Here is a 24,614-nt window from a genome sequence, read left to right on the forward strand (position 1 = left end):
ACTTTGCGAGAGGAAGCGGAGGACTCGATGAAGCGACGCTGGGGGACGGCCGCCGCGACAGCGGTGATGGCTGTGGCTCTCGTGGGATGCGGGCCCGCGCCGTGGAACCTCCCGTCCGGTGACGGCGGCGACGCGAGCAGTCCCGCGCCCTCTCCGAGCGTCTCGCGCACCGCCGTACCGCCACCGGTGCCGAACGACCTCTCGAGCGGGTCGACCGAGCGCCAGGTGACTGCCGGCGCCGTGACCGGGTCGCTCAACTACTGGTCGGACCTGTCGATGGATCGGTGGTCGGCGACCGCCCTCAAACCGGTCAGCCTGTCGCTCGTGACCACCGTCAGTCCCGACGACGGACAGAAGGTCTACCTGCAGAAGGCGACGATGATCGCCGTCCCCGGCAACGCCCAGGGCGACCTCAGCCCGCTCGCGCCGACGTCGGACCAGTCGGCCACGAACCCGGGCTACCTCGTGCTCTCGCCCTACAGCTACTCGCAGACCTTCTACGTCGGAGAGGTTCCGCCCGAGGCGACGTTCGTGACCATCCGGTTCACCTACGACTTCCTCGTGCAGACGACGCCGACCTCCGACGAGTTCGCGAAGCAGACCGCGACCGACAGCATCACCGTCGCGATCGCGGCGGCATCCGAGGCCGACGGCGGGTGAAACCTCAAGGTCGCCGCAAGGCAACCTGAAGAGATCGGAAAGCGGCCGGGATCGCGTCGGCCGGGGTGCTTGTATGGCGAGGCCCGCGGCATCCGACGCTGGTCCCGCCTTGAGAAACCCGGTCTGCCATGTCTCCGCGCCGCACACCCGCATCCCGCCCTCGTGCCCTCCGCACCGCCGTGTCGGCGGGCGCCATCGCTCTCTCGCTCGTCGCCCTGTCGGGCTGCTCGCAGCTGACCGGGATGATCAACTCGGTCCAGGGCGAGCCGGTGTCGGCGGTTCCAGCGCCCGCGCCATCGCAGTCGCCCGCCATGGCCTTCAACTCGCAGTTCACCTACGACGGGTCGGTCTCGCTCTCCTCCGACGTGGCGCAGGACCTCGAGCTGCGACTCGACGTGTGGGCTCAGGACCCCAAGCGGACGCAGGAGTGGACTCCCGGCGCCGAGAAGACGTTCGGCTTCGCCGTCAACGTCCACGACAACCGCGTCGACGAGAAGTCGGTCCTCTCGCAGAAGCGACGCGTGTTCATCTCGTCGATCTCGATCACCTCGCAGACCGCGCAGACCTCGGGCCAGGTGCAGAGCCCGTTCCAGTTCAGCGCCGACCCGCGCACGCTCGTTCCCAGTGACACGATCCGTTCCGACCGTGGGCTGCTGCTCAACAGCTTCCAGGGCGGGCTCTACGTGCCCGAGACGGTCATCCACGGGCTGCCGGCCGACACCTACGGCATGACGCTGGAGTTCGCGATGACCGTCTGGGTCGAGGGCAACGCCAACGACGACGCCAGCTTCACCCAGCAGACGGTGTACCAGTACCTGCCGGTCGCGATCTTCAGCGACGAGCAGGCGGCGGATGCCGCTCCCGCGCCGGCACCCAGCGCCACCCCCTGAGCCGGTCCGGCACGCCCCGAATTCCTTGCGCAGAAATTGCGGTTGACTTCGTCCTCTCTGAACACGGCGCGTTCCAGAATGGATCCCGGCGGACAACAGCCGCCCATCACCTCGCACAGGATGTGACCGCATGACTCACACGCCGTACACGCCGTACACGCCCAACCCGGCGTTCGGCCAGCAGCAGCACCCCGCCCCGCAGGCGCCGGTGCAGCTGGCCGACCAGTTCGAGACGGCGTTCCCCGACGACTTCGAGTCGGTCCTCGAGAACACGACGGTCCACCGTTCCACCATCGGCTGCGTCATCCCGGCGTACAACGAGGAGGAGTCGATCGCCGACGTGATCGAGGGCCTGCTCGCCCAGACGCGCGTGCCGGACGTCATCCACGTCATTGCGAACAACACCTCCGACAACACGGTGAAGATCGCGGCCGGGTACGCCGGGCCGCACGAGGTCACGACCGAGCTCGGCACGCAGTTCACCGAGGTCTTCGTCCACGACATCGGCAAGAACCCCGACAAGAAGGTCGGGGCGCTCAACTACGGCTACTCGCTCGTGGAGGGGTACGACTACCTGCTCGGCGTGGACGGCGACACGATCGCCGACCGGCGCGCGGTCGAGTACCTGGAGTCGGAGGCGGTCGGCGATTCGCGCATCGGCGGCATCTCGGCCATCTACTCGATCGACGACAAGCCCATCAAGGGAACGATCGCCAAGTTCCTCATCGCCGGTCAGCGCACGCAGTTCGCGGCCTTCAACATGCAGAACCTGCTGCGCGGACGCAACATGGCCGTCCTCGGCGGGCAGTTCTCGATCTTCTCGACGAACGCGCTGCGCGACGCGATGAAGCAGAACCACCAGTCGACGCCCTGGGTGAAGGACTCCGAGGTCGAGGACTCGCTGCTGTCGCTGCAGATCAAGAGCGCGGGCTACCTGACGAAGATCAGCCCGTATGCCCGCGCCAACGTCGGCGGCATGACGACCCTCAAGGGGTACGACGCGCAGCAGGTGAAGTGGACCTACGGCGCCATCGAGCTGATGTGGCCGGGCCAGCGCGGCGACACGAAGGGACAGCCCTTCCACCCGAACCTGCGACTGCGCTGGTTCGAGAACTTCGGGATGCTGACGAACCTGTTCGTGCGCGTCGCGTTCCTCATCCTGCTCGCCGGCTCGCTGTCGATCAGCGCGTTCGTCTTCTCGCCGCTGTGGCTGATCCCGCCGCTCGTCGCCGTGCTGCTGAACCTCCGCATGGCCCGCAGCATCAAGGACCACAACCAGCGCGACATCCTCTTCGCGATCCTCGTCTTCCCCGCGGAGGCGTTCATGTGGATCAGGCTCGGCCACTTCATGCGCTCGTGGTCGCGGTTCCTGTCGAAGAAGAAGGTCGACAACTGGGCGATGCAGGCCAAGGCCGAGAGTGGTGGCGGCAGCATCGGTCACTGGATGCCGATGGTCATCCTCGCCGCCGTGCTGCTGGCGATGGCCGTGGTCTGGAACCTCATCGGACCCGTCGCGCAGTCATCGATCCTGTGGATCGGATGGCCGATCGTCGGCGTCGTGACCGTGCTGCAGACGCTGCTGATGTTCTCGAAGCTCGTCCGTCGTCAGAACGGCTACAAGGTCTGAACCGGATGCCGGTCTGAGCGATCAGACCGCTGCGTTCTCCGACGTCATGCGGTACCCGACGCCCCGAACCGTCTCGATGTAGCGCGGGGTCGTCGGGTTGTCGCCGAGCTTCCGGCGCAGGTTCGTCATGTGCGCCTCGATCGCCCGCTTGTCCGCCTCGCCGACGAAGTAGCTCGTGACGTAGGACTCACCGCGCAGGACGAGCGTCAGGTCGGCCTTCGACCGCACGCGGCGCTTCGAGGCCATCAGGGTCGAGAGCAGATCGAACTCGGTGCGCGTGAGGTCCAGCTCGCGTCCGGACACGTAGGCCAGCCGCGTGTCGGTGTCGACCTGCAGGTCGCGGTGCGCGAGCCAGTGCTCTCCCGCGGCCGGCACGAGGTCGCCGGCGGGCTGGTGGACGACGAGGTCGGCGCCGGCCGTCGGGACCGGGGCGGGCATCGGGGCGTCGCTCGGGTGGTGGACGATGACCTGCTGCGGTGGCACCTGCTGGGGCGGCACCTGCTGGGGCGGCGCGGGCTGCTGCGGCATCGGCTGTTGCGGGGCCGCGCCGGGGAAACGGGCGAGGTACTCCTCGTACGACATCGGCGCAGCCTCGGCGGGTGCCGGTGCCGGTGCCGGCGGTGGCGCCGGGGTGAAGGCCGCGGGGCGGGCACCCGGGAAGGAGGGGCCGACCGAATCCTGCTGCGGAGTCTGCTGGGGCGCGGCGGCGCGCGGGCGTCGCAGCAGCGCGTCCACGCGCGCACGGAACTCGCGCGGGCGGAACGGCTTGACGATGTACTCGTCGGCGCCGGAGCCCAGACCGAGGACGACATCCGCCTCTTCGGACAGGCCGGTGAGCATGATGATGTACGTGTCGCTCTGGGCGCGGATGCGGCGGGCGGCCTCGAAGCCGTCGATGCCGGGCATGTTGACGTCGAGGGTCGTCAGCAGCGGGCGGTACGACAGCACGGCCTGGATGCCGTCGATGCCGTTGCCCACCGAGACGGTGGAGAAGCCGGCCGCCTCGAGCACCTCGACGAGGAGATGGCGGATGTCGGGATCGTCCTCGACGATGACCGCCGTCTTCAGCTGCTCGGACATCATGCTCGACACTCGTCTCCCTCAGGTTCGGGTTATTTTGCCACACGCAAAGGACGAGGTAGTTCCCGGGCGCGGTCGGCGGGTCAGGGCGCGACGCCGCGGGTGAGCTCGACGGCCCCGGCGGGCCACCACACGCCGGCGTCCGGGCCGCCGTTGCACGGCCCGTCGCTCTCTCCCGGCGGCTTGATCCACAGGTTCGTGTCGACGACGTCGTCGCCGTAGGTGCCGCTCGGGTCGCCCACGGCGCGTCCCGGCGGATTGCACCACTCGTCGTCACCGGGAGCGCCTGCGCCGTTGCGCGAGGTGTCGACGAGGGCGTGCATGCCGCCGAGCCGATCAGACAAGGCGTGGGCGTAGGCGAACTCGTCGTACGTGTCGTTGAAGTTCGACACGTTCGTCACGAAGCCGCGGACGCCCGAGACCGCGACCCGCTCGACGAGCTCGGCCATCGCGTCGGCCCCGAGCCAGTTCGAGTGCCCGCCGTCGACGTACACCCAGGTGTCCGTGCCCGTGAGGCGCCCCAGGGCGCCGCGCAGCTGGTCGACGCGTTCGTCGACGTTGCCGCACTGGGGCGCGAGCGCGAGGCTGTCGGGCTCGACGATGACGACCTTCTTCACGTCCGGAACCGACCGCAGGGCCGTGCCGATCTGCGTCGTCCACGTCTCGTAGTCCGCCTCGTCGAGGCCGCCCGCGGAGTGATTGCCGCAGTCGCGTCCGGGGAGGCCGTAGACGACGACGGCCATCGCCGTATCCGTCTCGCGGGCCTCCTGTGCGATGTTGAGCACGCGCTCGCCGACCTCGCCGATGGGGTCCTGTTCGGGGGTGAGCCAGTACGCCGTCGGCTGGGCGGCGAGGTACCGGGCGGCGGCGACCTCGTCGGCCGAGCCGCCCTCGGCGACGGCGCGCGCGGCCTTCGACTCCGCGGGCGCGACGAAAGCGGTGCCCACGCCCGGGGGTCTCGCCGTGAGCGCCTGCACCCCGCCCATCACGAGGGAGACCGCCAGGGCGATCCCGGCGACGATGAGGGCGACGGCGGCGACGATGATCGCGATCCATGCCCAGCGAGGCAGCCGACGTCGCCGGCGAGGGGGCCGAGGCGGTGCGGGCCGTTCGGGACGCGGCGGCGCTTCGTAGTGGCCGCTCACGACATAGGGGCCGGCATCGCGACCGGCATCGGGATGCGATGCATCGGAGCCGGGTCGCTGTGCCACGGACTGACTCTAACCGCTGGCGACCGCGAGGCCCATCGTGCCGGTCCGCCGTGGCCGATACCCTGGGGCCATGGGCGACGTGATCCTGGGAGTGACCGACGCGACCGGCGCGGGGGCGCGCGAATGGGCGGTGCGCCGGGCCGAGGCGCTCGGCCTCGCGCTGCGTGAGCTGCTGATCGCCCCGACGCGCGACGATGTCGATCGGGTCGCCGCGGCCACGGCGGATGCCGAGATCCTCGTGCTCCCCGAAGAGCACGGTCATCCGTATCGCACGCTCATCGCGCACGCGCACTGCCCGATCGCGATCGTGCCCGACCACCGCAGCAGCGACGACGGGGCTCCCGCCGTGGCGAGGGAGGGCGTGCTCGTCGGCGTCGACGCGTCGGACGTCTCGGCCCGCGCTCTCGACTTCGCCGCTCGCGAGGCTCAGCGAACGGGGCAGCCGCTCGTGGCGCTCGCGGCATGGGAGCCGGTCTCGGTCGGCACGGAGCCGGGCCTCGACCTCTGGACGGGGCCGATGCCGGTCGACCTGACGGAAGCGACCGCCGGGATGCTCGACCGCATGCTCGAGCCGGTGCGCGCGGAACACCCGCAGCTCGAGGTGCGCACGCGCATCGACGTCGGCGACGCCTCGACGCTCATCGAGGACGCCTCCCGCGGCGCCACGCTGACGGTCGTCGGCTCGCACGGTCGTACCGGGCTGTCACGTCTGCTGCTCGGGTCGGTCAGCGAGCGCGTGGCCTCGCACGTCGGCTCTCCGACCGTCATCGTGCGGTGACGCGCGCCGCGCGAGTCCTGCTCGCCGGCTACGTCGTCGTCCTCGCGCTCATCGCGTTCTGGCCGACGCCCGTCGACCGCGACGCCGGCCCGATCCTCCGGGCGATCACCTCGGCCGTGCCGTGGCTGACCTATGCCCGCATCGAGTTCGCCGCCAACATCGCCCTGTTCGTCCCGTTCGGGTGGTGCGCGGCCCGGGGCTGGCCCCGCTGGCAGGCGTACGTCATTCCCGCCGGGCTCATCATCTCCGCCGTGATCGAGACGGCGCAGGGCATTCTGCTCGCACAGCGGACCGCGAGCGTGTGGGACGTCGTGGCCAACACCCTCGGCGCGACCGCCGGCTGGCTGATCGCCCGCGGGCGGGTCGTCGGGCGGCGTCAGCCGGCCTCGGGCGACTGAGACCCCTCCGACGACGAGGAGCCGCCGCGCGCACGGCGCCGCCGGACCTCGGCCTCGAGCTCGGCGATCTCGATCTCGCGTTCGAGGTCGGCGAGCTGCTGCGCGGTCGTGCGGTAGTCGCGGGGCTGCGGACGGCTCGCGGGCGCGGGCGGTGCCGGCTCGTCCCGCGACCACCGGCGCGGGTCGCCGAAGCTCATCGACTCCCGCGGGGCCGTGTCCCACTCGCGCCCGAGGGTGAACCAGAGCACGGAGCCCACGAACGGCAAGAAGATGATGAACAGCACCCAGGCGAACTTGGGCAGGTGCTTGACCTGGTCTTCGCGGCGGGTGATCGCGTCGACGAGGGCGGCGACCATCAGGACGAAGACGAGCAGGGGAAGCAGCAGATACACCCCGCCAGGGTGGCGCAGATCCGCGCGGTCGCGCAAGGGAGGGGGGATCAGAACGCGTAGCGGATGCGGCACGACGGCAGCTCGCGCTCGATGAGAGCGCAGAGTGTCGCGACGGCCTCGCCCTTGAGCGGTGAGCGGTACCGGACGTTGATGGCGCCGTTCTGCGAGCGTTTGGTCTCCTGCATCCGCGGGGTCCACAGCAGGTCTTCGCCGCGCGGATGCCACCCGAGGTTGACCTCGTGCAGCCCCTCGTTGTGGGTGAGCATGATGATCTCGCACGCCAGCTGCGCCTTGGCGCGGTCGGAGAGCACGTCGTTCAGCTCGCGCAGCAGCGCGGTCCAGTCGGCCACCCAGGTCGGGGTGAGGATGACGGGCGAGAAGTTCAGGTGCACTTCGTAGCCGGCCTCGACGAAGTCGTTGATCGCGGCGATCCGCTCGGCGACCGGCGACGTTCGGATGTCGGTCACTTTCGCCGTGTCGTGCGGCATGAGCGAGAAGCGGATGCGGGTTCGCCCGAGCGGGTCCCAGTCGAGCAGGTCGCGATTGACGTACTTCGTCGCGAACGAGGCCTTGGCCGTCGGCGACATCCGGAACAGCTCGCACAGATCGCGGACGTTCTCGCTGATCATCGCGTCGACCGAGCAGTCGCTGTTCTCGCCGATGTCGTAGACCCACGCCTCGGGGTCGCACTGGTTCGGCTCGGTCTTGGGGCCCTGCCGGGAGATGTGCCGTGCGAGATGGCGCGAGATCTCGTCGATGTTCGCGAACACGGTCACGGGGTTGCTGTAGCCCTTGCGTCGCGGCACGTAGCAGTAGGAGCAGGCCATGGCGCAGCCGTTCGCCGTCGACGGCGCGATGAAGTCGGCCGAGCGGCCGTTGAGGCGGGTCGCGACCGACTTCTTCACACCGAGCACGAGCGCCTCGGTCTTGATCCGCACCCAGCGGCGCACGTTCGTCTCGTCGCCGTGGATCTCGGGAACGAGCCAGTGCGAGTCGATCGGCACGATCTCGGCATCGGGCCACCGCGCCACGATCTCCTGCCCGCGGGGCAGCGCGAGCGCGGCCTCCTCGGCGTAGATGCGGCTGATCTGCAGCAGCGGGGCCCGATCCCGGGACATCCGGCCGGTCAGCCGGCCTGCTCGAGCTCGATCTCGCCGGCGGCGAGGGCGTCGGCGTACGTGCGGACGTCGGGGCCGGGCTCCCAGTCGATGAACTTGTCCTTCATGTGGCTGACGAGCGCGGCGTAAGCCTTGTCGGCGTCGTTCGCGTCATCGGTCGCGGCGACGGCGGCGACGGCATCCTGCAGGACACGGTCGGCGTCGTCGAGCACCTTCTGGCGGGCTTCGTCGTTCCAGTGGATCTCGCTGATCTTCATAGCGGCACGCTAGCCAGCGGGAACGGATTCGGCGACGGACTTGCGCGAGGCCATCCGACGCCCGATGATCCCGTGTCTCGGGCTGAAGAGGTAGACCGCGGCGAACACGACGCCCTGCACGAGCACGACGAGTCCGCCCGACGAGGCGTCCACCCAGTAGCTCAGGTAGATGCCGACGATCGAGGATGCCGCCGAGAGCACCGGCGCGATGACGAGCATGCGGCCGAAGCGGTCGGTGAGCAGGTGCGCCGTGGCTCCCGGGATGATGAGCATCGCGACGACGAGCACGACGCCCACGACCTGGAGCGCGACGACCGCGGTCAGCGCGAGCACGCCCAAGAGCAGCCCCGAGAGGAGCCGGGGCGAGAGCCCGATCGCGAAGGTGTGGATCGGATCGAAGGCGAACAGCGTGAGGTCGCGGCGCTTGATGAACAGGATCGCGAAGGCCACTGCGGCCAGGACCGCGATCTGCACGAGGTCGCCGGTGGAGACCCCGAGGACGTTGCCGAACAGGATGTGGTTGAGGTCGGTCTGGCTCGGCGTGACCGAGATGAGCACGAGGCCGAGCGCGAACAGCGTCGTGAACACGATGCCGATGGCGGCATCCTCCTTGACGCGGCTCGTGCCCCGGATGATGCCGATGAGGGCGACCGCGAGGAACCCGAACACGAGGGCACCGATCGCGAAGGGGGCACCGAGGACGTACGCGAGCACGACGCCGGGCAGCACCGCGTGACTGACGGCGTCGCCCATGAGCGACCAGCCGATGAGGACGAGCCAGCACGACAGGACGGCGCAGACGATCGCGGCGATCGCCGTGGCCGACAGGGCGCGCAGCATGAACTCGTACTGGAGGGGCTCGAGCAGGATGTCGATGAGGTTCACGGGCGCTCCTCGATGGTCAGGCCGAAGGCGCGCGCGAGCAGCTCGGGGCGGAGCGCCTCGTCGACGGCTCCCTGGAAGACGACGCGGCGCAGCAGCAGCACGGCTTCGTCGGCGAGCGAGGGGAGGGCGTGCAGGTCATGGGTGGAGACCAGCACGGTGCGGCCGTCGGCCGCGATCTCGCGGAGCAGGCGCACGATCGTCGCCTCGGACTTCTTGTCGACTCCTGCGAAGGGCTCGTCGAGGAGCAGGACGCCGGCATCCTGGGCGATGCCGCGCGCGACGAACGCGCGTTTGCGCTGCCCGCCCGACAGCCGGCCGATCTGGCGGTCGGCGAGGTCGCCCAGTTCGACCCGCTCGAGGGCGGCGTCGACGGCGCGATGGTCCTCGGGGCGCGGGCGGCGGGTGAGGCCGAGGCGACCGTACCGGCCCATCATGACGACGTCTCGCACCGAGACCGGGAAGGTCCAGTCGACGTCCTCGCTCTGGGGCACGTAGCCGATGACGCCGCGGCGGCGGGCGAGCGCGGGGGTCTGACCGGCGATGCTCACCCGGCCGCTCGCGGGACGGACGAGACCCGTGATCGACTTGAACAGCGTCGACTTGCCCGATCCGTTCATGCCGATCAGCGCGGTCACGCGGCCGGGCGTGACGGTGAGGTTGACGTCGTCGAGTGCCACGATGTCGCGGTAGCGCACCGAGACTCCGGTGACCTCGATTCCCGGAGACGCGCCGGCCACGCCGCTCACGAGGCGCTCCCGGTCAGCGCCGCCGTGATGGTCTCGGCGTCGTGGCGGAGCAGGTCGAGGTAGGTCGGCACGGGGCCGTCCTGCTCGGAGAGCGAGTCGACGTAGAGGGTGCCGCCGAAGACGGCATCCGTCGCCTCGACGACCTGCTGCATCGGGCGGTCCGAGACCGTCGACTCGCAGAACACGGCGGGCACGTCATTGTCGTCGACGAACTCGATCGTCTGCCGGATCTGCTGGGGTGTCGCCTGCTGCTCGGCGTTGACGGGCCAGATGTAGGCCTCGGTGAGCCCGGCATCTCGAGCGAGGTACGAGAAGGCCCCTTCGCACGTCACGAGCGCGCGCTGCTCGACGGGCACCGTCTCGAGGTCGGCGACGAGATCGTCGTGGATGCGCTGCAGCTCGTCGTTGTAGGCGGCACCGTTCGCGGCGTAGGCGTCGGCTCCCGCGGGATCGAGCTCGCTGAACGCCGCGACGATGTTCTCGACGTACAGCTGCACGTTCAGGGGGCTCATCCAGGCGTGGGGGTTGGGCTTGCCGGCGTAGGCGTCTCCGGTGATGTCGATCGTCTCGACGCCCTCGGACACGACGGCGTGCGGTGCGTCGGCGGTCTCGACGAACCGCGCGAACCATGACTCGAGGCCCAGCCCGTTGTCGAGGATCAGGTCGGCGTCGGACGCCGCCGCGATATCGCGCGGGGTGGGCTCGTAGCCGTGGATCTCGGCCCCGGCCTTCGTGATCGATCGCACATCGAGTCGGTCTCCCGCGACGTTGCGGGCGATGTCGGCGAGCACCGTGAACGTCGTCAGCACGACGGGCCGGTCGCCCGACGGTTCGCCGGCGACGTCGGCGTTCGAGCCCGTCGCGCAGCCCGCGAGGAGCGCAGCCGTCGCCCCCAGGGCGACCAGCGCGGAAAGGCGGCGAGGTCGATTTTTCGGCATACCGAAAAATTACCCGCTGGCCTCCCGGGCGTGCAATTCCTCGTCGACGACATCGGCCCAGGGTTGACGCGTCGAACGCACGGTGTTACCGGACTCGGCCGCCTGCCGCATCAGCAGCGCGAGGTAGTGGTCCTGGCTGGCCTCGGCCAGCGAATAGACCGGCGCGTGCCCGTCGATGGCGCCCGGCATGCCGTCGAGCATCCGCGCGATCGCGATCTCGTCGTCGTTGAGGCGGGCCGGGAGGAAGGGGTTGCGGAAGACCCACTCGTCGCCGAGGAGGATGCCGCGCAGGAACATCCCCTCCAGGTTGCCGCCCTCGCCCGTCATGACCCGTCGCAGCGAGTCGAAGACGGGCTCGTCGAACCGGCGGAGGTGGCGCACCTCGCCGTTCTCGATCTCGCCGCGCTCGCCGCGGATCAGCAGGCGGTTGCCGCGGATCCACGAGAAGTACTGCTCGCCGGCGAAGTCGTACACGCCCAGGCGGTCGCCGAACGCGAACCGTGCCGTGGTCTGCGTCGCGGTGACGATCCGCTCCTCGGTGGGGTCGCCGTCGCGGCCCGGGCCCGCCACGAGCGGAGACCGGAAGACGGATGCCGTGATCTCGGTCTCGTCGGCCCCGATGCCGAGCGCTCGCCGCATGACGCTGACGCCGTGATAGTCGTGGCACTGCGCGACGAGCGCCTGTGACGGGGTGCCCAGCCGTCCGGAACGGGCCACCGCGAGCTGCGCCGACAGCAGCGGCGACAGGTGGTACTGCTCCGCGACCTGCACCGTCGGCATCCCCGGGCGGGCGAGGTGCTCCCACAGGTCGACGAGGTCGTCGATCCCGGCGGCGGGCGGTGTCTCGGTCAGGACCGGGATGCCGCGGCCGGCGAGGTCGACGATGATCCCGGGAGCCACGTCGCGCGGCACCGAGACGACGACGAAGTCGGGGGTGCCGTCGGCGAGCAGCGCGTCGAGGTCGCTGTAGCCGCGGACGCCCCACCGGTTCTCGATCTCGGCCGCGGTCGCCGCGCTGCGGGTGACGAGGCCGGAGACGCGGAACCGCTCGGGAAGGGCGGCGGCGATGCGCAGGAAGAAGTCACTGCGCCATCCGCTGCCGACGATGGCGAAGGTGAGGGTCATCGGCACAGTCTGCACGGGGCGGCGTGTGAGACGGTAGGGGCATGGTGGAGGGGCGCGCTCGCGGCGGTGAACATGATATGGAGCCGGCCGACATCGACGTCGAGACGGTCGCGTTCGACGGGGTGCGCACTCGGGTCACGCGGGTGCAGACCGCGTCGTCGGCGGATGCGGGGCGGGCCTTCGTGCTGATCGCGGGCATCGGGGTGGCCGCGACGTACTTCGACCTGCTCGCCCCGACGCTCGCGCAGAACGCGCGGGTCTACGCTCTCGACCTTCCGGGCTTCGCCGGTCAGCGTGCGCCGCGCGACGAGCCGTCGGTGGCGTTCTTCGCCGACCAGGTGGAGGCGGTGCTCGATCGGTTCGAGCTCGATGATCCCGTGCTGCTCGGGCACTCCTTCGGCACGCAGATCGTCACGGAGGTGCTCACGCGGCGCCCCGGCATCCGTCAGGCCGTCCTCATCGGTCCGGTCGTGAACGACCGCGAACGCTCGGTGGTGCTGCAGGCGATCCGGTTCGGGCAGTCATCGCTGTTCGAGCCGTTCCGCCTCGTGATGCTGGCGGTCAGCGCCTACCTGCTCTGCGGCTTCGCCTACTTCATGCGGGTGCTGCCGCACATGATGCGGTATCCGCTGCGCGAGCGCCTGGCGGACGTCTCTGCGCAGGTGCTGCTGATCCGCGGCGCGCGCGACTTCTCGTCGCCGCGGTACTTCCACTCGGAGCTCCTGGCCGTCGCGCGCGACGCGTGGCGGTGGGAGATCCACGGCGCCGCGCACTCGGTCATCAACGGCAACGCGATCGGCGTAGCCAAGCTCATGGACGCCTTCGTCGCGGGCGACCTGCCCCGCCGCGGTCAGATGTCGCAGGAGGAGGCGCGCGTGCCCCGGCCTGCGTACGGCGGGATCGCCCTCATGTGGCGCGCGGCGCGCTACCGCGTGCAGGAGTGGTTCAGCGCGCGGGAGGGCGACGAGGTCGGCGTCGAGCATGCGAAGGAGTCGCACGCCGCCGTCATGTGGCGCGCGTTCACCGGCGGACGCAGCTGAGTCGGCGGGCTCGCGACGTCACTTCCTCGTCGTCACTCCCACACCGCGGTGTTGGGGTCGATGCCGTGCGCGCGGGCGCTCGCGTCGATGCTGCGGCGCAGCCACGAGGTGAGGCCGGGACGGAGACGATCGTAGTGCGCGGTGAACGCGGCATCCGCTTCGTACATCCGGCCGAGGCAGACCTGCATCGACCGGCTCACCGGGAAGTACTCGCTGATCGCGGCACGGTGGCGCTCGACGAGCGCCTCGGCCTCCGGCGCGCCGGGCTCGATGCCCGCGTCGGCGGCCGCGGCGAGGTCGGCCTCGAGCGCGGTCATCGTCGCGGTGATCTCCCGCCACTGGTCGGGGGTGCGGGTGGCGGCGCGTTCGGCGTACTGCTGCCACTGCGGGGAGTCGCCGTAGCGGCGCCGGGCGAGGGCGGGCCAGTCGGGGTTCCAGTCGGGGCCGAAGATCGACAGCTGCTCCTCGGCGGTGAGCAGCACGCCGCGCTCGTGCGCCTCGATCATGCGGTCGAGACCGGCGCGGAGGCCCTCGAGCCGGGCGAGCGATCGCGACACCTCGTCGCGTTGCTCCCGGAGAGCCGCGGAGGTGTCGCGACCCGGCTCGTCGAGGATGGTGCGGATCTGGTCGAGCCCCAGCCCGACCTCGCGGTACACGACGATGCGCTGCAGGCGAGCGATGTCCGCCGCGGTGTACAGCCGGTACCCGGCGTCGGTGCGCAGCGACGGCGAGGCGAGACCGATCTCGTCCCAGTGGTGCAGGGTGCGCACCGTGACCCCGAGATCGGATGCCGCGCGCCCGACCGTCACCCCGTCCGTGCTGATGTCGCTCATGGGTGCTCCTGCTCCTTCGCCGGGTTCTTCGGGGGTGTGATGCCGATGGCGGCGAGGGAGCGTGCTGCGGCGCTGTCGGGCTCGTAGGGCTTCGCCGCCGTGACGACGATACGCGCGTTCTCCGGGGTGAGGATCTCGACCTCGCGACTGTTCCACGGGGTGTCGCGGGGCTCGCCGGCCGCCCCCGGGTCCAGCGCGCGGCAGGCCTCGACGATGCCGTCGAGCTCGGCGAGGACGCAGGCGTAGCTGTAGGTCAGTGCGGGCGGTTCGGACGTCGGCGCCGAGGCCGGGTCGGCGGCGACGAGCAGGACATCCTGGAACGCCCACCGGCGCAGGTGGATGAGCGCGCTGGGGATCGAGAAGAGCTCGAAGAACCCCAGGCCCGCGGTCCAGAACCGCGACGAGCTCGTCAGATCGTGCGTGGGGATCGTGACGAACGCCGGCATCCCGTAGATGCCGCGATAGGGCTCGGGGGCCACGGCATCCGGTCCGGGCGGGGGAACGGGGCTGATCTCGAAAGCGTCGTAATAGGGGGTCTCGGGGTCGGTCATGCGACCACTCTCGGCCCTCACGTCGCGTGAGGGTCAAGCGGGGGTGCCGGTCAGCGGTAGACGCCGCGCGGGAGCAGCATGGCCGCAGCGATGGCGAGCACGACCATCGCGACGCCGCCGACGATGACGCCGAGCATCGGGTTGAGGGTGAGGAGTCCCACCAGGAATCCGAGGGCGATGCCGACAAGAGCGCCGGTGGCGGTGTGGGCGAGTGCTTCGACGTCCATGCTCTCGACGCTACGGATCTCAGCGCCGGGGCGCGTCCCCCATACGGGTGATTTCGACTCGTCCTGCGGGACCATGCTCCCGGCTGTCGCGCAGTACCTGGGCACCGAGCAGACCGGGCAGGCCGCGGCCGCCCTGCGTCGTGAACGTGAGGATCGCGCAGGCCACGAGGAAGACGAAGGCGAGGAAGCCCCAGGGGCCGGGGAGCTGATCCAGCAGCGCGTAGCCGCCGATGCCGCCGAGGAACCGCGTGAGTCGGGTCACCACGGCGGGGGCCGGGCCACCGGCGTAGCGGAGGCGCACGGTCAGGTCGCCGATCGTCCGGCCCGACACCAGGACGCATCCGCCGACGACCGCGAGCGCGGCGATCGAGCCGGCCTGACCCGCGAGGTCGGTCTCGACGGCGACGTCGCGGTTGCCCGTGAAGACGAGGGCCGCCTGGATGCCGACGCTCACGAAGATGCCGACGAGCGAATAGGCGAGCAGGTCGCACACCATCGCGAGGATGCGGCGGCCGCGCGTCACCGGTCGCGGGGCGTCCGGCTCTTCGGAGACCGGGCGGCGCGGCACGAGGAGCGCGAGGATCGAGCCGATGACCGCTCCGACGGTGTTGGTGAGCAGGTCGTCGACGTCGAAGACGCGGTAGGCGCACGGGTAGACGCCCCAGACTCCGGTCAGCTGCGTGAACTCGACGATGAGCGAGATGCCGAGGCCGGCCGCGAACGCGACGAGGATGCCGCGGCGGGCGAGAACCCGCACGAAGAAGCCGAGCGGGAGGAAGAGCAGGACGTTGAGGGCGAGCTGCAGGAAGGCCGAGTCGGAGAGAAACGCCCGCGGGCTGCCTCCCGCACGCTGCGCGGCGCCGCGGATGTCGTCGACGAGCTCGAAGAGGTTCAGGTTGGACCCGGCGCACCGCATGCTCGACGGGTCGGGGAGCGGCAGGAGCGTGTAGGTCCAGATCGCGAAGAAGTAGACGAGGGCCGCGCCCCACAGCACGAGCTGGCCCGCGGTGAGGTGCCCGGCGCGCCGGTACTGGACCGCGACGAAGGGCACGAACAGCACGAGGCCGACGAGCGCGCCGATGCCGATCGCGACGGCGCCGAGGAAGACGTTGTCACCCATTCCGACAACTTTTCCAGACCAGGCGGGTTCTTCTGGACACTGTGAGTGTTACCGGTAACATGACGACCGCCGGTCCCGGAGGCGGAGCCGGCTGATTCCGAGAGGCGGAGGAGTCCGATGGAACACGAAGCGGTGGCGCGGGTTCGGGCCGAGGTGGCGTCGTTGCACGCGGAGCTGGTGCGTTACGGGCTGGTCGTGTGGACCGGTGGCAACGTGTCGGGGCGGGTTCCGGGGGCTGATCTGTTCGTGATCAAGCCGTCGGGGGTGTCGTATGACGAGTTGGCTCCGGAAAACATGATCGTGTGCGATCTGGACGGCAATGTGGTGCCGGGGACGCCGGGCAGTGATCGGTCGCCGTCCAGTGATACGGCGGCGCATGCGTATGTGTATCGGAATATGCCCGAGGTGGGTGGTGTGGTGCACACGCATTCGACGTATGCGGTGGCGTGGGCGGCGCGGGGTGAGGAGATCCCGTGTGTGATCACGGCGATGGCTGATGAGTTCGGGGGGCCGATCCCGGTGGGGCCGTTCGCGATCATCGGTGATGACTCGATCGGCCGGGGGATCGTGGACACGCTTCGGGGGCATCGTTCCCGGGCGGTGTTGATGCAGAACCATGGGCCGTTCACGATCGGGTCGAGTGCGAAGGATGCGGTCAAGGCTGCGGTGATGGTGGAGGACGTGGCTCGCACGGTCCACATCGCCCGGCAGGCGGGGGAGTTGCTCCCGATTCCGCAGGACGCGATCGATGCGCTGTACGACCGGTATCAGAACGTTTACGGACAGACCACCGACGACCGCCGGTAGCCCCGCACCGGTCAGACGGACTCGGTCGGCGCCTCGTCGGCGATACCGGCGAGGCGCTCGCGGGTCTCGCGTTCGGCGATGATGCCGATGAAGTCCGTGACGCGGGCGTCGGCGTGGCTCTCAACCGAGGCCGCCGCCTCGCGGTGGATGAGCTCGTCGTCGAGGTCCGGCATCCGCTTCTTGACCCGGTCGGCGACCTCTTCCGTCACCTCGTGGGCGTCGAACTCTTTCGCAGGCTTGTCCATGGCCACATCATCCGACGTCCGAGCTGCCGGCGAAACCCGTCGACGCGACGCCCCGCGCGTGCGATCATGTGCGGGATTAGGCTGGATCAACGTGAGCGATCAGACGAGTTCCGAATGGCCCTGGTCGGAGGGCGGCATCAACTTCCACACCCGCAAGTGGGTGCGGCCGGAAGACCTGAACGCCAACGGCACGCTCTTCGGCGGCAGTCTGCTCCGCTGGATCGACGAGGAAGCCGCGATCTACGCGATCATCCAGCTCGGCAACTACCGCGTGGTGACCAAGCTCATCTCGGAGATCAACTTCGAGTCGTCGGCGCTGCAGGGCGACCTCATCGAGATGGGGCTGACGGCGACGCACTTCGGTCGCACCTCGCTGACGATGCGGGCCGTCGTGCGCAACATGATCACGCGCAAGCGCATCCTCTCGATCGAGCGTCTCGTGTTCGTGAGCGTCGACGAGGACGGGCAGCCGATCCCGCACGGCTACTCCGCCATCACGTACGACCGTGATCGGATGCCGCGCGAGCACCCCAAGACCGACTCGGTGCGCCTGCCCTGATCACCGGGACGCGGCCCTCGCGCGACGTCGCCACACGAGCAGCGCCAGGCCGAGGGCTGCGACGAGAGCCGCCAGTCCGGCGACCCCGCCGATCGTCCCTGCGTCGGCGCCGGTAGCGGCCAGAGCATCGCTCGACCCGGCATCCGGCCCCGACCCGCCGCCGGAACCGGGCATGCCCGGCCCGCTGTCGCCCGGTGCGCCCGGCCCGCTGTCGCCCGGTGCGCCCGGCCCGCTGTCGCCCGGTGCGCCCGGCCCGCTGTCGCCCGGTGCGCCCGGCCCGCTGTCACCCGGTGCGCCCGGCTCGCCGTCACCCGGTGTGCCCGGCTCGCCGTCACCCGGCGCCGCGACGACCGTGACCTCCACCGTGTCGGTCACCCCGTTCACGGTCACCGAGATCGAGGCATCGCCGGCCGACACGGCGGTCAGCTCACCGGAGGAGGGGTTCAGGCGCAGCGGGCCCGAGGCGGCTGCTTCGGTCTGCGCGCGCTCGGCGCGCCCCGATCGCGCCTCGGCGTCCGCCCGTGCATCCGACCCGACGACGTCGAGCCCGGCGCCGGCCCAGTCCGCGCTCACCGGCCAGGCGACGGGAACCGTGCGCCCGCCGTCCTGTGTCAGCGTCGCCGACACGGGCACCGTCTCGCCGACCTCGAGCACCGTCGGTGCCGCGAGATCGAGCGATTGCACGCGCGGCTTCGTCTCGGCCTGCATCCATCGGATGCGGTCCTCCACCACGGCGGGCCCCGTGCCCACGACACCGGCGCCGGGGTTCACGCCGAGCATGGTCCAGCCGGTGAAGCCGCCGGCATCCGGGGTTCCCGAGGGCCCCTTGCCCGAGTTGCCGTTCAGCACCCGCGAGACGCCGTCGTAGCTCGTCGCGTCGAAGACGCCGACGTGGCCGTTCACCATGGCGACCGACTTGCCGGTGTCGGCGCGGAAGGCCGCGAGCGTCGACACGAACTGCGCCGCCTCGTAGCGGTCGGAGAGCTGGCTCGCCTTCGACGGCAGCGGGTCGTCGGCCGGGTGGTGCGAGAAGACGAGCACGCCCGTCACCGACGAGTCCTCCGCCGCGGCGGCCAACTCGGAGTCCAGGAACTCCAGCTGCTCCATGCCCGACGCCCGGAACGAGCCGGCCGACGAGTTCAGGGTGATCATGCGCGTCGAGCCGAGGTCGACGGATCGGAACGCCGCGCCGAACGCCGAGGTGAAGTTCGAGATCGCGCCGCCCATGATCTCGTGGTTGCCGGGCACGTAGATGTAGGGCACACGGTCGCCGACCTCCTCGTCGAGGATGCGGGCAGCGAGCTCGAAGTCGGCGACGGATGCCTCGTCGACGAAGTCTCCGTTGATGACGAGGTAGTCGGGCTCGGCCGCGACGATCTCGCGCAGTGTCTCGCGTGCGGCGACGACGACCTCGGAATCGGGGTTGCGGGCGACGAACTGCGCGTCGCTCATGACCGCGATCCGCTGGGAGCGGCCGTCGACGCTGCCGTCGGTGACGATCACCGGGTCGAACACCTTCGGGGCCACCGGCTGGTCGACGTCGGGTGCGACGATCGACTCGAGGCCGGAGATGGCGATGTCGCCGTGGTAGGTGGCCGACGACCGGGTCTCCATAATGCGCACACGCTGGAATGTCAGCGGATACGCCGTGCCCGCCGGCACGGTGAAGCGTGCCTGGCGCCAGCCGGTCCAGTCGATCATGGGGCCGTCGAGGTTGATCGTCGTGTCGGTGCCGGTTCGCATCTGCAGGCGGGGCCAGGCGCCCGAGCCGTCGCCGTCGATCCACAGCGTGATCGCTTGCGGCTGGCCCTCGAGCACGCGGCCCGACGCGGCATCGACCTGCTCCGGAGCGATCGCGTAGTAGCCGCGCGTGCTGGTGGTGGTGGTGAAGTCGTAGGTCATGCGCAGCGCGGCTCGACCGTCGGGGCCGGTGGTCGGGGTGAGCTCACCGGTCGCACGCGCGACTCCGGCGGTCCACGACGCCGCGTCGGTGAAATCGGCCACCGAGATGGTGCGGTAGCCGATGGTCACCGCGACGTCGACGCTGCGTCCACCGGCGGTGAAGGTCACCGTCGCCGAGCCGCTGTCGGTGGTCGGGGTGATGAGGAACGCGTCCAGGCCGTTCCGCTCGACGGTCACGTCGGCCCCGTGCTCGACGCTGACGTCGGCGGTCTCGAGCGGCGCGGTGAAGCCGTCGGCGTCCAGACCCGTGAGGCGGACGGTCGCGGTCTGGCCGGGCTCGGGCAGGGCGACGACCGTCGACGACGGGCGCACCCGCTCGAGGTCGCCGAGCACCCGCACCTCGGTGGTCGCGGTCTTGCCCTCGGCCTCGAACGAGACGGTGGCGGTGCCCGGGGTCACGCCCGCGACGAGCGCCGTCGCGTCACCCGACGCAGACACCGTGACAGCGGCATCCGTCGCGGAGAAATCGCCGATGACGTCGACCCCCGTGAGGTTGGCGTCGAGGCCGGTGCCGGCCAGCGTGCGGTGGAGCCCGGGGAAGACGGCGTCGGAGCCGGCCGCGTCGAGGGCCGGTGCGACCTTCACGTCGTCGACGACGCCGGCCGGGGCCGACGAGAAGAAGGCGAGGCTGTTGGCGACGACGCGCTCGCCCCCGTCGGAGGGGCGGTTGTGGATGGACGCCTCGGCGTCACCGGGTTCGCGCACGGCGAGCATCGTCGAGCCGCCGCCGTCGAGGTTGACGGCGTTGTAGACGTCGAGGTCGAGCATGAGGTCGCCGAGCTCTCGGATGGTCATGCCGCGGCTGTCGCCGGCGCGTCCGTCGATGGTGACGACGGTGACCTCCGTGCCGTCGCGGTTGACGCCGATGGCGGTGCGGGCCGCCTCGACCTGGTCTTCGTCGGTCTGCACGCCGTCGACGATCATGCGCTGCGACCCGCTGACGGCGAGGTCGACGTCGGCGGACGCCTCGACCGTGACCTCGACCGTGTCGCCGACCTCGAAGGCGGCCAGCGTGGTGGCGCCGCCGTCACGGCCGATGAGCACGCCGGAGCCGTCGGCGATGGCCGTCGTGCCCGTGACGGATGCCGCGTCGGTGGTGACCTCGGTCACGACGCCGTCCTGCACCGTGACGCGGGCGATCGAGCCGGCGATCTCGGCGGGTCCGCCGAGCGGGCGGCTCAACGGGTGGGAGCCCCACGCGGGGGTGTACCACCCGATGCCGTCGACGCCGATGTCGGGGCTGTTGACGCCGGCCAGTCGGTGCACGGTGCCGTCGACGGCGACCGTGGCGCCCGAGGTCAGGGCCTGCACGGCGGCGAGTCCGTCGGAGATCGTGAACGCCTGGCGCATGCCGGGGGCCGCGGTACGCAGACCTTCGGTCGGTGACACGTTCGTGCCGACCGGTGCGGTCGAGTAGTTCATGTCGAAGTAGTCGCCGTTGATCGCCGCGACCGCACCGGTGCCGGCGATCTGGTCGCTGAGCATGGCACCACCCGACACCGTGCCGGCGTCGAGCACGTCGAGCGACAGGGTCGGTGTCGTGAGGTCGGCGCGCATCACGTGGCCGGTCACCCAGCCGGCGGGTTGCAGCCGGCGGAAGTCGGTGAGCTCCAGTCCGGGCGCGAGCGTCTGAGCGTCGGCGCTGAGCATCGACGAGTTCCCGCCGCCGAGGTCGAGTCCGCCCGTGTCGGGCGCGGCGACGGCGGATGCCGGGCTCAGGGCGCCGATGCTCGCAGCGGTCGCGGTGACGACGGCGAGCAGTGCGACTGCGCCGCGGCGCGTTCTCGGGGCCGGGCGGGAGAGACGTGAGGTGAGGGCGGGCACGCGGAGCACCCTACGGACGGGGGCGTCCGAGAGGATGATGGTCCGGTGGCGGGGGGATGACCCTCAGGTGAACCGTCGGTGCCGCGCCCGGTGACGATGCGCGCGGCCTGAGGACCTCAGTGCCTCAAGGTGACACCTGACCTGAGAAGCGCTGGTGCGTCGCCTGGACGAACGCCGCGTAACCCCCGGGCGTCCGGCCCTCGAACCGGCCCGAGGTCGTGACCTCGTTGACGTCGGTGGCCACGACCCGCGCACCGGCGGCGCGCGCGGCTCGGACCGTCTCGACATCCTCGTGCTCGTCGAGATCGGGGAATCCGCCCGCTGCGCGGTAGGCGGCGGCGCTCATCCCCAGGTTCGCGCCGTGCACGTTGCCGGCGGGTCGTCCCCGGGGGTGCGTGGCGAGCCAGTGCGCGGTGTGGGCCGACGTGAGGTCGGCGAAATCGGGGCGCACGGTTCCGAGGACGACCTCGGCGCCGGCGGCGCGGAGATCGAGCTGGTGGCTCAGCCAGGCGAGCGGCACGGTGGAATCACCGTCGGTCGTCGCGATCCAGGTGTCTTCGGGCGCGGGGTCGCCGAGCTCGGCGAGAGCCGCCTCGACCCCTCTCCGGCGTGCGGTGCCGACGCGGCGCGCGTCGATGCGGCGGATGCCGACGGGCCATGACCTCGCGATGCGTTCGGAGGCGTCGGTGCAAGCGTCGAGGACGACGACGGGTGCGACCCGGATGCCGGGATGGGTTCGACGCGCGTGAGCGACCGCGGCGGTCAGTGCAGCGAGGCAGGCATCGAGCAGCGCCGCTTCGTCGTGCACGGGGACGACGACGGCCACGGCGATCGGGCTCACGGAATGAGGCCCGTCTCGACCGCGACCGATCGTGCATGCGTTCGTCCGAACACCTCGAGGATGAAGTCCTCCTCTTCGTGCCGAACGAGCCGGGTCAGCGCGTTCTCGCGCTCGAGAGCCGCGTGGACCTCATCTCCCGAGAGCGGGTACTCCGTCACCGGGTGCCGCCAATGGCAGGCGACGAGGTGGCCGTCGGCGGCGAGGGATGCGGCAATCCGCGTGATCGCCCGGGCGAGGTCATCGGGGTCCCAGTAGTAGCCCACCTCGGACGCGACGATGAGATCGAATTCACCGGCGGGCCACTCGGCGGGCAGCTCGGCGCGAGCGAGACGAACCCCCGCGCGCTCGCCGAGGCGACGTCTGGCGACGGCGAGCGGAGCGTCGGCGATGTCGAGGGCGAGCACGGCCTCGCAGCGGTCGGCGAGGAGCGCGGTGAGCGCACCCGTCGAGCAGCCGAGCTCGAGGGCGGACCGGTAGCGTGCGCGGGGCATGGTCGCCATCGTGATCGCACGCTTGCGCTGCTCGTACCACCGCGAGTCGAACCCCCAGGGGTCGTCACCGTTTCGGCGGTAGAAGGCGTCGAAGAAGTCGCGGGGGAGGCTGCCGGTGCGGCGCGGGGGACGCACGAACACCTCGAACCCGCGCTCGAAGTGCTGCTGCATTCCCCCGTGGAGCATCTCCTCGTCCCCCGCGGCCGCCGAGAGCGGCTCGACCTGTGTGCGGTGGAGGCGCATGGCGGCCCGCTTGCGCTCGAGCGCATCCCCGTCGAGGTCGACGAGGTCGACGTCGTCCCAGGGCGCGTCGTCGGGGGAACCCCAGTGCCAGAGCCAGATCGGGTAGGACCGCCACGGGACGTCGCGCTCGCCGCACACCGCCGCGGCGACCTCGCCGACGACGCGGTGATCGCGATGGCCGTCACCTGTCCATGTCGAGACCACGAGCGTGCGTTCGGGGACCGGTTCGTCGCCGAGCGCGTCTGCGATCGCGCCGGCGATCTCGTCGCGGTGGTCGTCGGTCCGGCCGTCGGGGAGACCGAGGAAACGCCGTCGGATGGCGGGTGAGAGGTGCTCGAGTGCGCGCTCGGCCTCGTCTCGACGGAGCGTGGCCAGCTCGTCGGGCGTGTGCGTCGGGGAATCGGGATGCGACCCTTCACCGTCGGTCGCGATGATGACGGAGACCGTTGCTCCGCGCCGGGCGGTGCGCGTCATCAGGCCGGCGGCGCCGAGAGTCTCGTCGTCGGGATGGGCGGCGACGACGAGGAGGTGGTCGAAATCCTCGGGCAGCACCGGCAGCGACCGTTCGGCGAAGGCCGCGGCCCACGTCGCTTCAGGGGTGCCGGGATCTCGGTGGCTGAAGCTCACCACTCGCCGCGCCCTTCGCTCACGCTGCCGCCGAGGCGAGCGAGATCGCGCTCGCCGTGGTGCTGACGGATGTAGATCTGCAGGTCGGCGACGCGCCGGGCGTGCCTCTCATCGGCGACGAGAGGCAGGGGGCCGAGCGCGTGCGCCGCCTCAGTCAGCGCCGTCTCGACGGCATCCGACACGATCGCGCGCACCCGGCCGGCGAGCAGTGCCGGGTCCGGGTCGGCGTCGATCGTCGCCGCTGCGGCCTTCAGCGTCAGCCGCGCGTTCCACAGAGCGGTGTCGACGCGGGCGAGGTGGACTCGTGACAGCTGGTCGGCGCCGGTACGCCGAGCCGCCTCGAGCAGAGCGTCTCGGAGGGGGAGGGCTCCACCCCACCAGCAGGCGGCCACGCCGATCCCGCCGTGCGCGAAGCCGGGACGGCGCAGATACCAGCCGGCTTCTCCGATGGGCACCGCGGGCGCGTCGGCGAAGTCGACCGGCGCACTCACCACCTGAGTGAGCCCGCGAGCGTGCCAGGGCCCCGCGTGCGGGTCGACCTGGGGAGTGCGCAGCGCCACGGCGAACAGTCGGCGCTCATCGCCGACCCACGCGGTGACGAGCGCGTGGGTGAGCTCGTGCGCGAGCGAGCACCACGGCTTGGTTCCCGAGAGTCGCCACCCGGTGGCGGCGCGGTGGGCTTCGAGGCGTGTGCCCGGCCCCTCAGCGGCGAACACGCCCCACGACGAGCCCGGATGCACCCCGATGGACTCAAGGTCGACGTTCACGTCGAGACGATGCGCCTGGTCGAGGATGTCGAGCGCGTCGAGGTGGGGTTCGAGGATGCGGGCAGCGGCGACGTCGACGCTCGCCACCGATGCCAGCAGTGACCAGTCGTCGACCACCGGGCGCTCGGCGGGCCGTGCGGCGCCGACCGCGACCGCCCAGTCGAGGGTGGCGGCGACATCCGTGCCGAAGCCGTCTATGGTCTCAGCGGCGTCGAGTGCGCGGGTGATGCCGTGGGTCAGAGGCCGCTCCGCCAGGAGGGGACTGGTTCTCGGGTCGCGGTGTGCGGGCATCGCTTCATCATCGCCTGCGGGACGAGCGTGCAGGTTGCAGATGCTCGATCCGGCGCGGTGGTGTATGTCGGCGGTGGGTGG

At 70.8% G+C, this 24,614-nt stretch carries 26 protein-coding genes; 8 read left to right on the forward strand and 18 right to left on the reverse strand.

Annotated features, from left to right (window positions below; genetic code table 11):
* The first annotated feature begins 27 nt into the window (after positions 1-27).
* The 3 genes from ACLBWJ_RS11095 to ACLBWJ_RS11105 all read left to right on the forward strand — a co-directional run bounded on the left by ACLBWJ_RS11095 (position 28) and on the right by ACLBWJ_RS11105 (position 3,177).
* Positions 28-660 (forward strand): hypothetical protein, encoded by a 633-nt coding sequence (locus ACLBWJ_RS11095; RefSeq protein WP_274179213.1) that lies wholly within the window; start codon positions 28-30, stop codon positions 658-660.
* 128 nt (positions 661-788) lie between these two features.
* On the forward strand, positions 789-1,550 hold the full coding sequence (locus ACLBWJ_RS11100) for a fructose 1,6-bisphosphatase (RefSeq protein WP_447660293.1): 762 nt from the start codon (positions 789-791) through the stop codon (positions 1,548-1,550).
* A gap of 130 nt (positions 1,551-1,680) precedes the next feature.
* On the forward strand, positions 1,681-3,177 hold the full coding sequence (locus tag ACLBWJ_RS11105; protein WP_447660294.1) for a glycosyltransferase family 2 protein: 1,497 nt from the start codon (positions 1,681-1,683) through the stop codon (positions 3,175-3,177).
* Positions 3,178-3,198: 21 nt separating this feature from the next.
* Here ACLBWJ_RS11105 and ACLBWJ_RS11110 read toward each other — a convergent pair whose 3' ends face one another.
* Positions 3,199-4,260: a response regulator transcription factor gene (locus ACLBWJ_RS11110; RefSeq protein WP_282501543.1), complete on the reverse strand. Its 1,062-nt coding sequence runs from the start codon at positions 4,258-4,260 to the stop codon at positions 3,199-3,201.
* 80 nt (positions 4,261-4,340) lie between these two features.
* On the reverse strand, positions 4,341-5,468 hold the full coding sequence (locus ACLBWJ_RS11115) for a glycoside hydrolase family 6 protein (protein WP_282501542.1): 1,128 nt from the start codon (positions 5,466-5,468) through the stop codon (positions 4,341-4,343).
* Between the two features lie 70 nt (positions 5,469-5,538).
* Here ACLBWJ_RS11115 and ACLBWJ_RS11120 point away from each other — a divergent pair, with 70 nt between their 5' ends.
* Both ACLBWJ_RS11120 and ACLBWJ_RS11125 read left to right on the forward strand, forming a co-directional pair.
* A complete protein-coding gene (locus tag ACLBWJ_RS11120; protein WP_282501541.1) occupies positions 5,539-6,246 on the forward strand; it encodes a universal stress protein in 708 nt (235 codons plus the stop codon).
* Positions 6,243-6,644 (forward strand): VanZ family protein, encoded by a 402-nt coding sequence (locus ACLBWJ_RS11125; protein ID WP_269268128.1) that lies wholly within the window; start codon positions 6,243-6,245, stop codon positions 6,642-6,644. The genes ACLBWJ_RS11120 and ACLBWJ_RS11125 overlap by 4 nt, the downstream gene beginning before the upstream one ends.
* On the opposite strand, the gene ACLBWJ_RS11130 is transcribed toward ACLBWJ_RS11125, so the two are convergent.
* From ACLBWJ_RS11130 to ACLBWJ_RS11160, 7 genes are read right to left on the reverse strand one after another with little or no spacing between them, the layout of a single operon-like run.
* Positions 6,623-7,036: a PLD nuclease N-terminal domain-containing protein gene (locus ACLBWJ_RS11130; RefSeq protein ID WP_404568923.1), complete on the reverse strand. Its 414-nt coding sequence runs from the start codon at positions 7,034-7,036 to the stop codon at positions 6,623-6,625. The two genes, ACLBWJ_RS11125 and ACLBWJ_RS11130, sit on opposite strands and share 22 nt — an antisense overlap.
* A gap of 47 nt (positions 7,037-7,083) precedes the next feature.
* Positions 7,084-8,154, reverse strand: a complete 1,071-nt coding sequence (locus ACLBWJ_RS11135; RefSeq protein WP_282501539.1) for a spore photoproduct lyase family protein — start codon at positions 8,152-8,154, stop codon at positions 7,084-7,086.
* An 8-nt stretch (positions 8,155-8,162) separates the two neighbouring features.
* On the reverse strand, positions 8,163-8,411 hold the full coding sequence (locus tag ACLBWJ_RS11140; protein ID WP_023954097.1) for a hypothetical protein: 249 nt from the start codon (positions 8,409-8,411) through the stop codon (positions 8,163-8,165).
* A gap of 9 nt (positions 8,412-8,420) precedes the next feature.
* Entirely contained in the window at positions 8,421-9,251 is an 831-nt protein-coding gene (locus ACLBWJ_RS11145) for a metal ABC transporter permease (protein WP_407667144.1), read from the reverse strand.
* Positions 9,252-9,292: 41 nt separating this feature from the next.
* Entirely contained in the window at positions 9,293-10,042 is a 750-nt protein-coding gene (locus ACLBWJ_RS11150) for a metal ABC transporter ATP-binding protein (RefSeq protein ID WP_323986637.1), read from the reverse strand.
* The gene (locus tag ACLBWJ_RS11155; protein WP_274179206.1) at positions 10,039-10,980 is read right to left on the reverse strand and encodes a metal ABC transporter substrate-binding protein; all 942 of its coding nucleotides are present in this window, start codon (positions 10,978-10,980) and stop codon (positions 10,039-10,041) included. Before ACLBWJ_RS11155 ends, ACLBWJ_RS11150 begins: the two co-directional genes overlap by 4 nt.
* A 9-nt stretch (positions 10,981-10,989) precedes the next feature.
* On the reverse strand, positions 10,990-12,105 hold the full coding sequence (locus ACLBWJ_RS11160) for a Gfo/Idh/MocA family protein (RefSeq protein ID WP_447660295.1): 1,116 nt from the start codon (positions 12,103-12,105) through the stop codon (positions 10,990-10,992).
* Between the two features lie 77 nt (positions 12,106-12,182).
* Here ACLBWJ_RS11160 and ACLBWJ_RS11165 point away from each other — a divergent pair, with 77 nt between their 5' ends.
* Positions 12,183-13,145 (forward strand): alpha/beta fold hydrolase, encoded by a 963-nt coding sequence (locus ACLBWJ_RS11165; protein ID WP_274179204.1) that lies wholly within the window; start codon positions 12,183-12,185, stop codon positions 13,143-13,145.
* A gap of 32 nt (positions 13,146-13,177) precedes the next feature.
* Here the strand turns inward: ACLBWJ_RS11165 and ACLBWJ_RS11170 are convergent, their stop codons facing one another.
* From ACLBWJ_RS11170 to ACLBWJ_RS11185, 4 genes are read right to left on the reverse strand one after another with little or no spacing between them, the layout of a single operon-like run.
* Positions 13,178-13,978, reverse strand: coding sequence for a MerR family transcriptional regulator (locus ACLBWJ_RS11170; RefSeq protein ID WP_447660296.1), 801 nt, complete (start codon positions 13,976-13,978; stop codon positions 13,178-13,180).
* Positions 13,975-14,529, reverse strand: coding sequence for a VOC family protein (locus tag ACLBWJ_RS11175; RefSeq protein ID WP_447660297.1), 555 nt, complete (start codon positions 14,527-14,529; stop codon positions 13,975-13,977). The genes ACLBWJ_RS11170 and ACLBWJ_RS11175 overlap by 4 nt, the downstream gene beginning before the upstream one ends.
* 50 nt (positions 14,530-14,579) lie before the next feature.
* Positions 14,580-14,756, reverse strand: a complete 177-nt coding sequence (locus tag ACLBWJ_RS11180) for a hypothetical protein (protein ID WP_162815494.1) — start codon at positions 14,754-14,756, stop codon at positions 14,580-14,582.
* A 19-nt stretch (positions 14,757-14,775) separates the two neighbouring features.
* Entirely contained in the window at positions 14,776-15,876 is a 1,101-nt protein-coding gene (locus tag ACLBWJ_RS11185) for a VanZ family protein (RefSeq protein ID WP_447660298.1), read from the reverse strand.
* A gap of 117 nt (positions 15,877-15,993) precedes the next feature.
* Between ACLBWJ_RS11185 and ACLBWJ_RS11190 the strand changes: the two genes are divergently transcribed.
* Positions 15,994-16,683 (forward strand): L-ribulose-5-phosphate 4-epimerase, encoded by a 690-nt coding sequence (locus ACLBWJ_RS11190; RefSeq protein ID WP_447660299.1) that lies wholly within the window; start codon positions 15,994-15,996, stop codon positions 16,681-16,683.
* 11 nt (positions 16,684-16,694) lie between these two features.
* Here the strand turns inward: ACLBWJ_RS11190 and ACLBWJ_RS11195 are convergent, their stop codons facing one another.
* Entirely contained in the window at positions 16,695-16,928 is a 234-nt protein-coding gene (locus ACLBWJ_RS11195; RefSeq protein ID WP_447660300.1) for a three-helix bundle dimerization domain-containing protein, read from the reverse strand.
* Between the two features lie 91 nt (positions 16,929-17,019).
* On the opposite strand from ACLBWJ_RS11195, the gene ACLBWJ_RS11200 reads away from it, so the two are divergent.
* Positions 17,020-17,487 carry an acyl-CoA thioesterase gene (locus ACLBWJ_RS11200; protein WP_240309703.1) on the forward strand — a complete coding sequence of 156 codons (468 nt, stop codon included), beginning with the start codon at positions 17,020-17,022 and terminating at the stop codon, positions 17,485-17,487.
* On the opposite strand, the gene ACLBWJ_RS11205 is transcribed toward ACLBWJ_RS11200, so the two are convergent.
* From ACLBWJ_RS11205 to ACLBWJ_RS11220, 4 genes are all read right to left on the reverse strand, one after another.
* Positions 17,488-21,273, reverse strand: coding sequence for a phosphodiester glycosidase family protein (locus tag ACLBWJ_RS11205; RefSeq protein ID WP_447660301.1), 3,786 nt, complete (start codon positions 21,271-21,273; stop codon positions 17,488-17,490).
* A gap of 124 nt (positions 21,274-21,397) precedes the next feature.
* Positions 21,398-22,114, reverse strand: coding sequence for a glycosyltransferase (locus tag ACLBWJ_RS11210; protein WP_447660302.1), 717 nt, complete (start codon positions 22,112-22,114; stop codon positions 21,398-21,400).
* A complete protein-coding gene (locus ACLBWJ_RS11215) occupies positions 22,111-23,478 on the reverse strand; it encodes a PIG-L family deacetylase (RefSeq protein WP_447660303.1) in 1,368 nt (455 codons plus the stop codon). Before ACLBWJ_RS11215 ends, ACLBWJ_RS11210 begins: the two co-directional genes overlap by 4 nt.
* On the reverse strand, positions 23,472-24,533 hold the full coding sequence (locus ACLBWJ_RS11220; RefSeq protein WP_447660304.1) for an acyl-CoA dehydrogenase family protein: 1,062 nt from the start codon (positions 24,531-24,533) through the stop codon (positions 23,472-23,474). The genes ACLBWJ_RS11215 and ACLBWJ_RS11220 overlap by 7 nt, the downstream gene beginning before the upstream one ends.
* Positions 24,534-24,614: the final 81 nt, after the last annotated feature.

Source organism: Microbacterium sp. M4A5_1d, assembly GCF_053345465.1.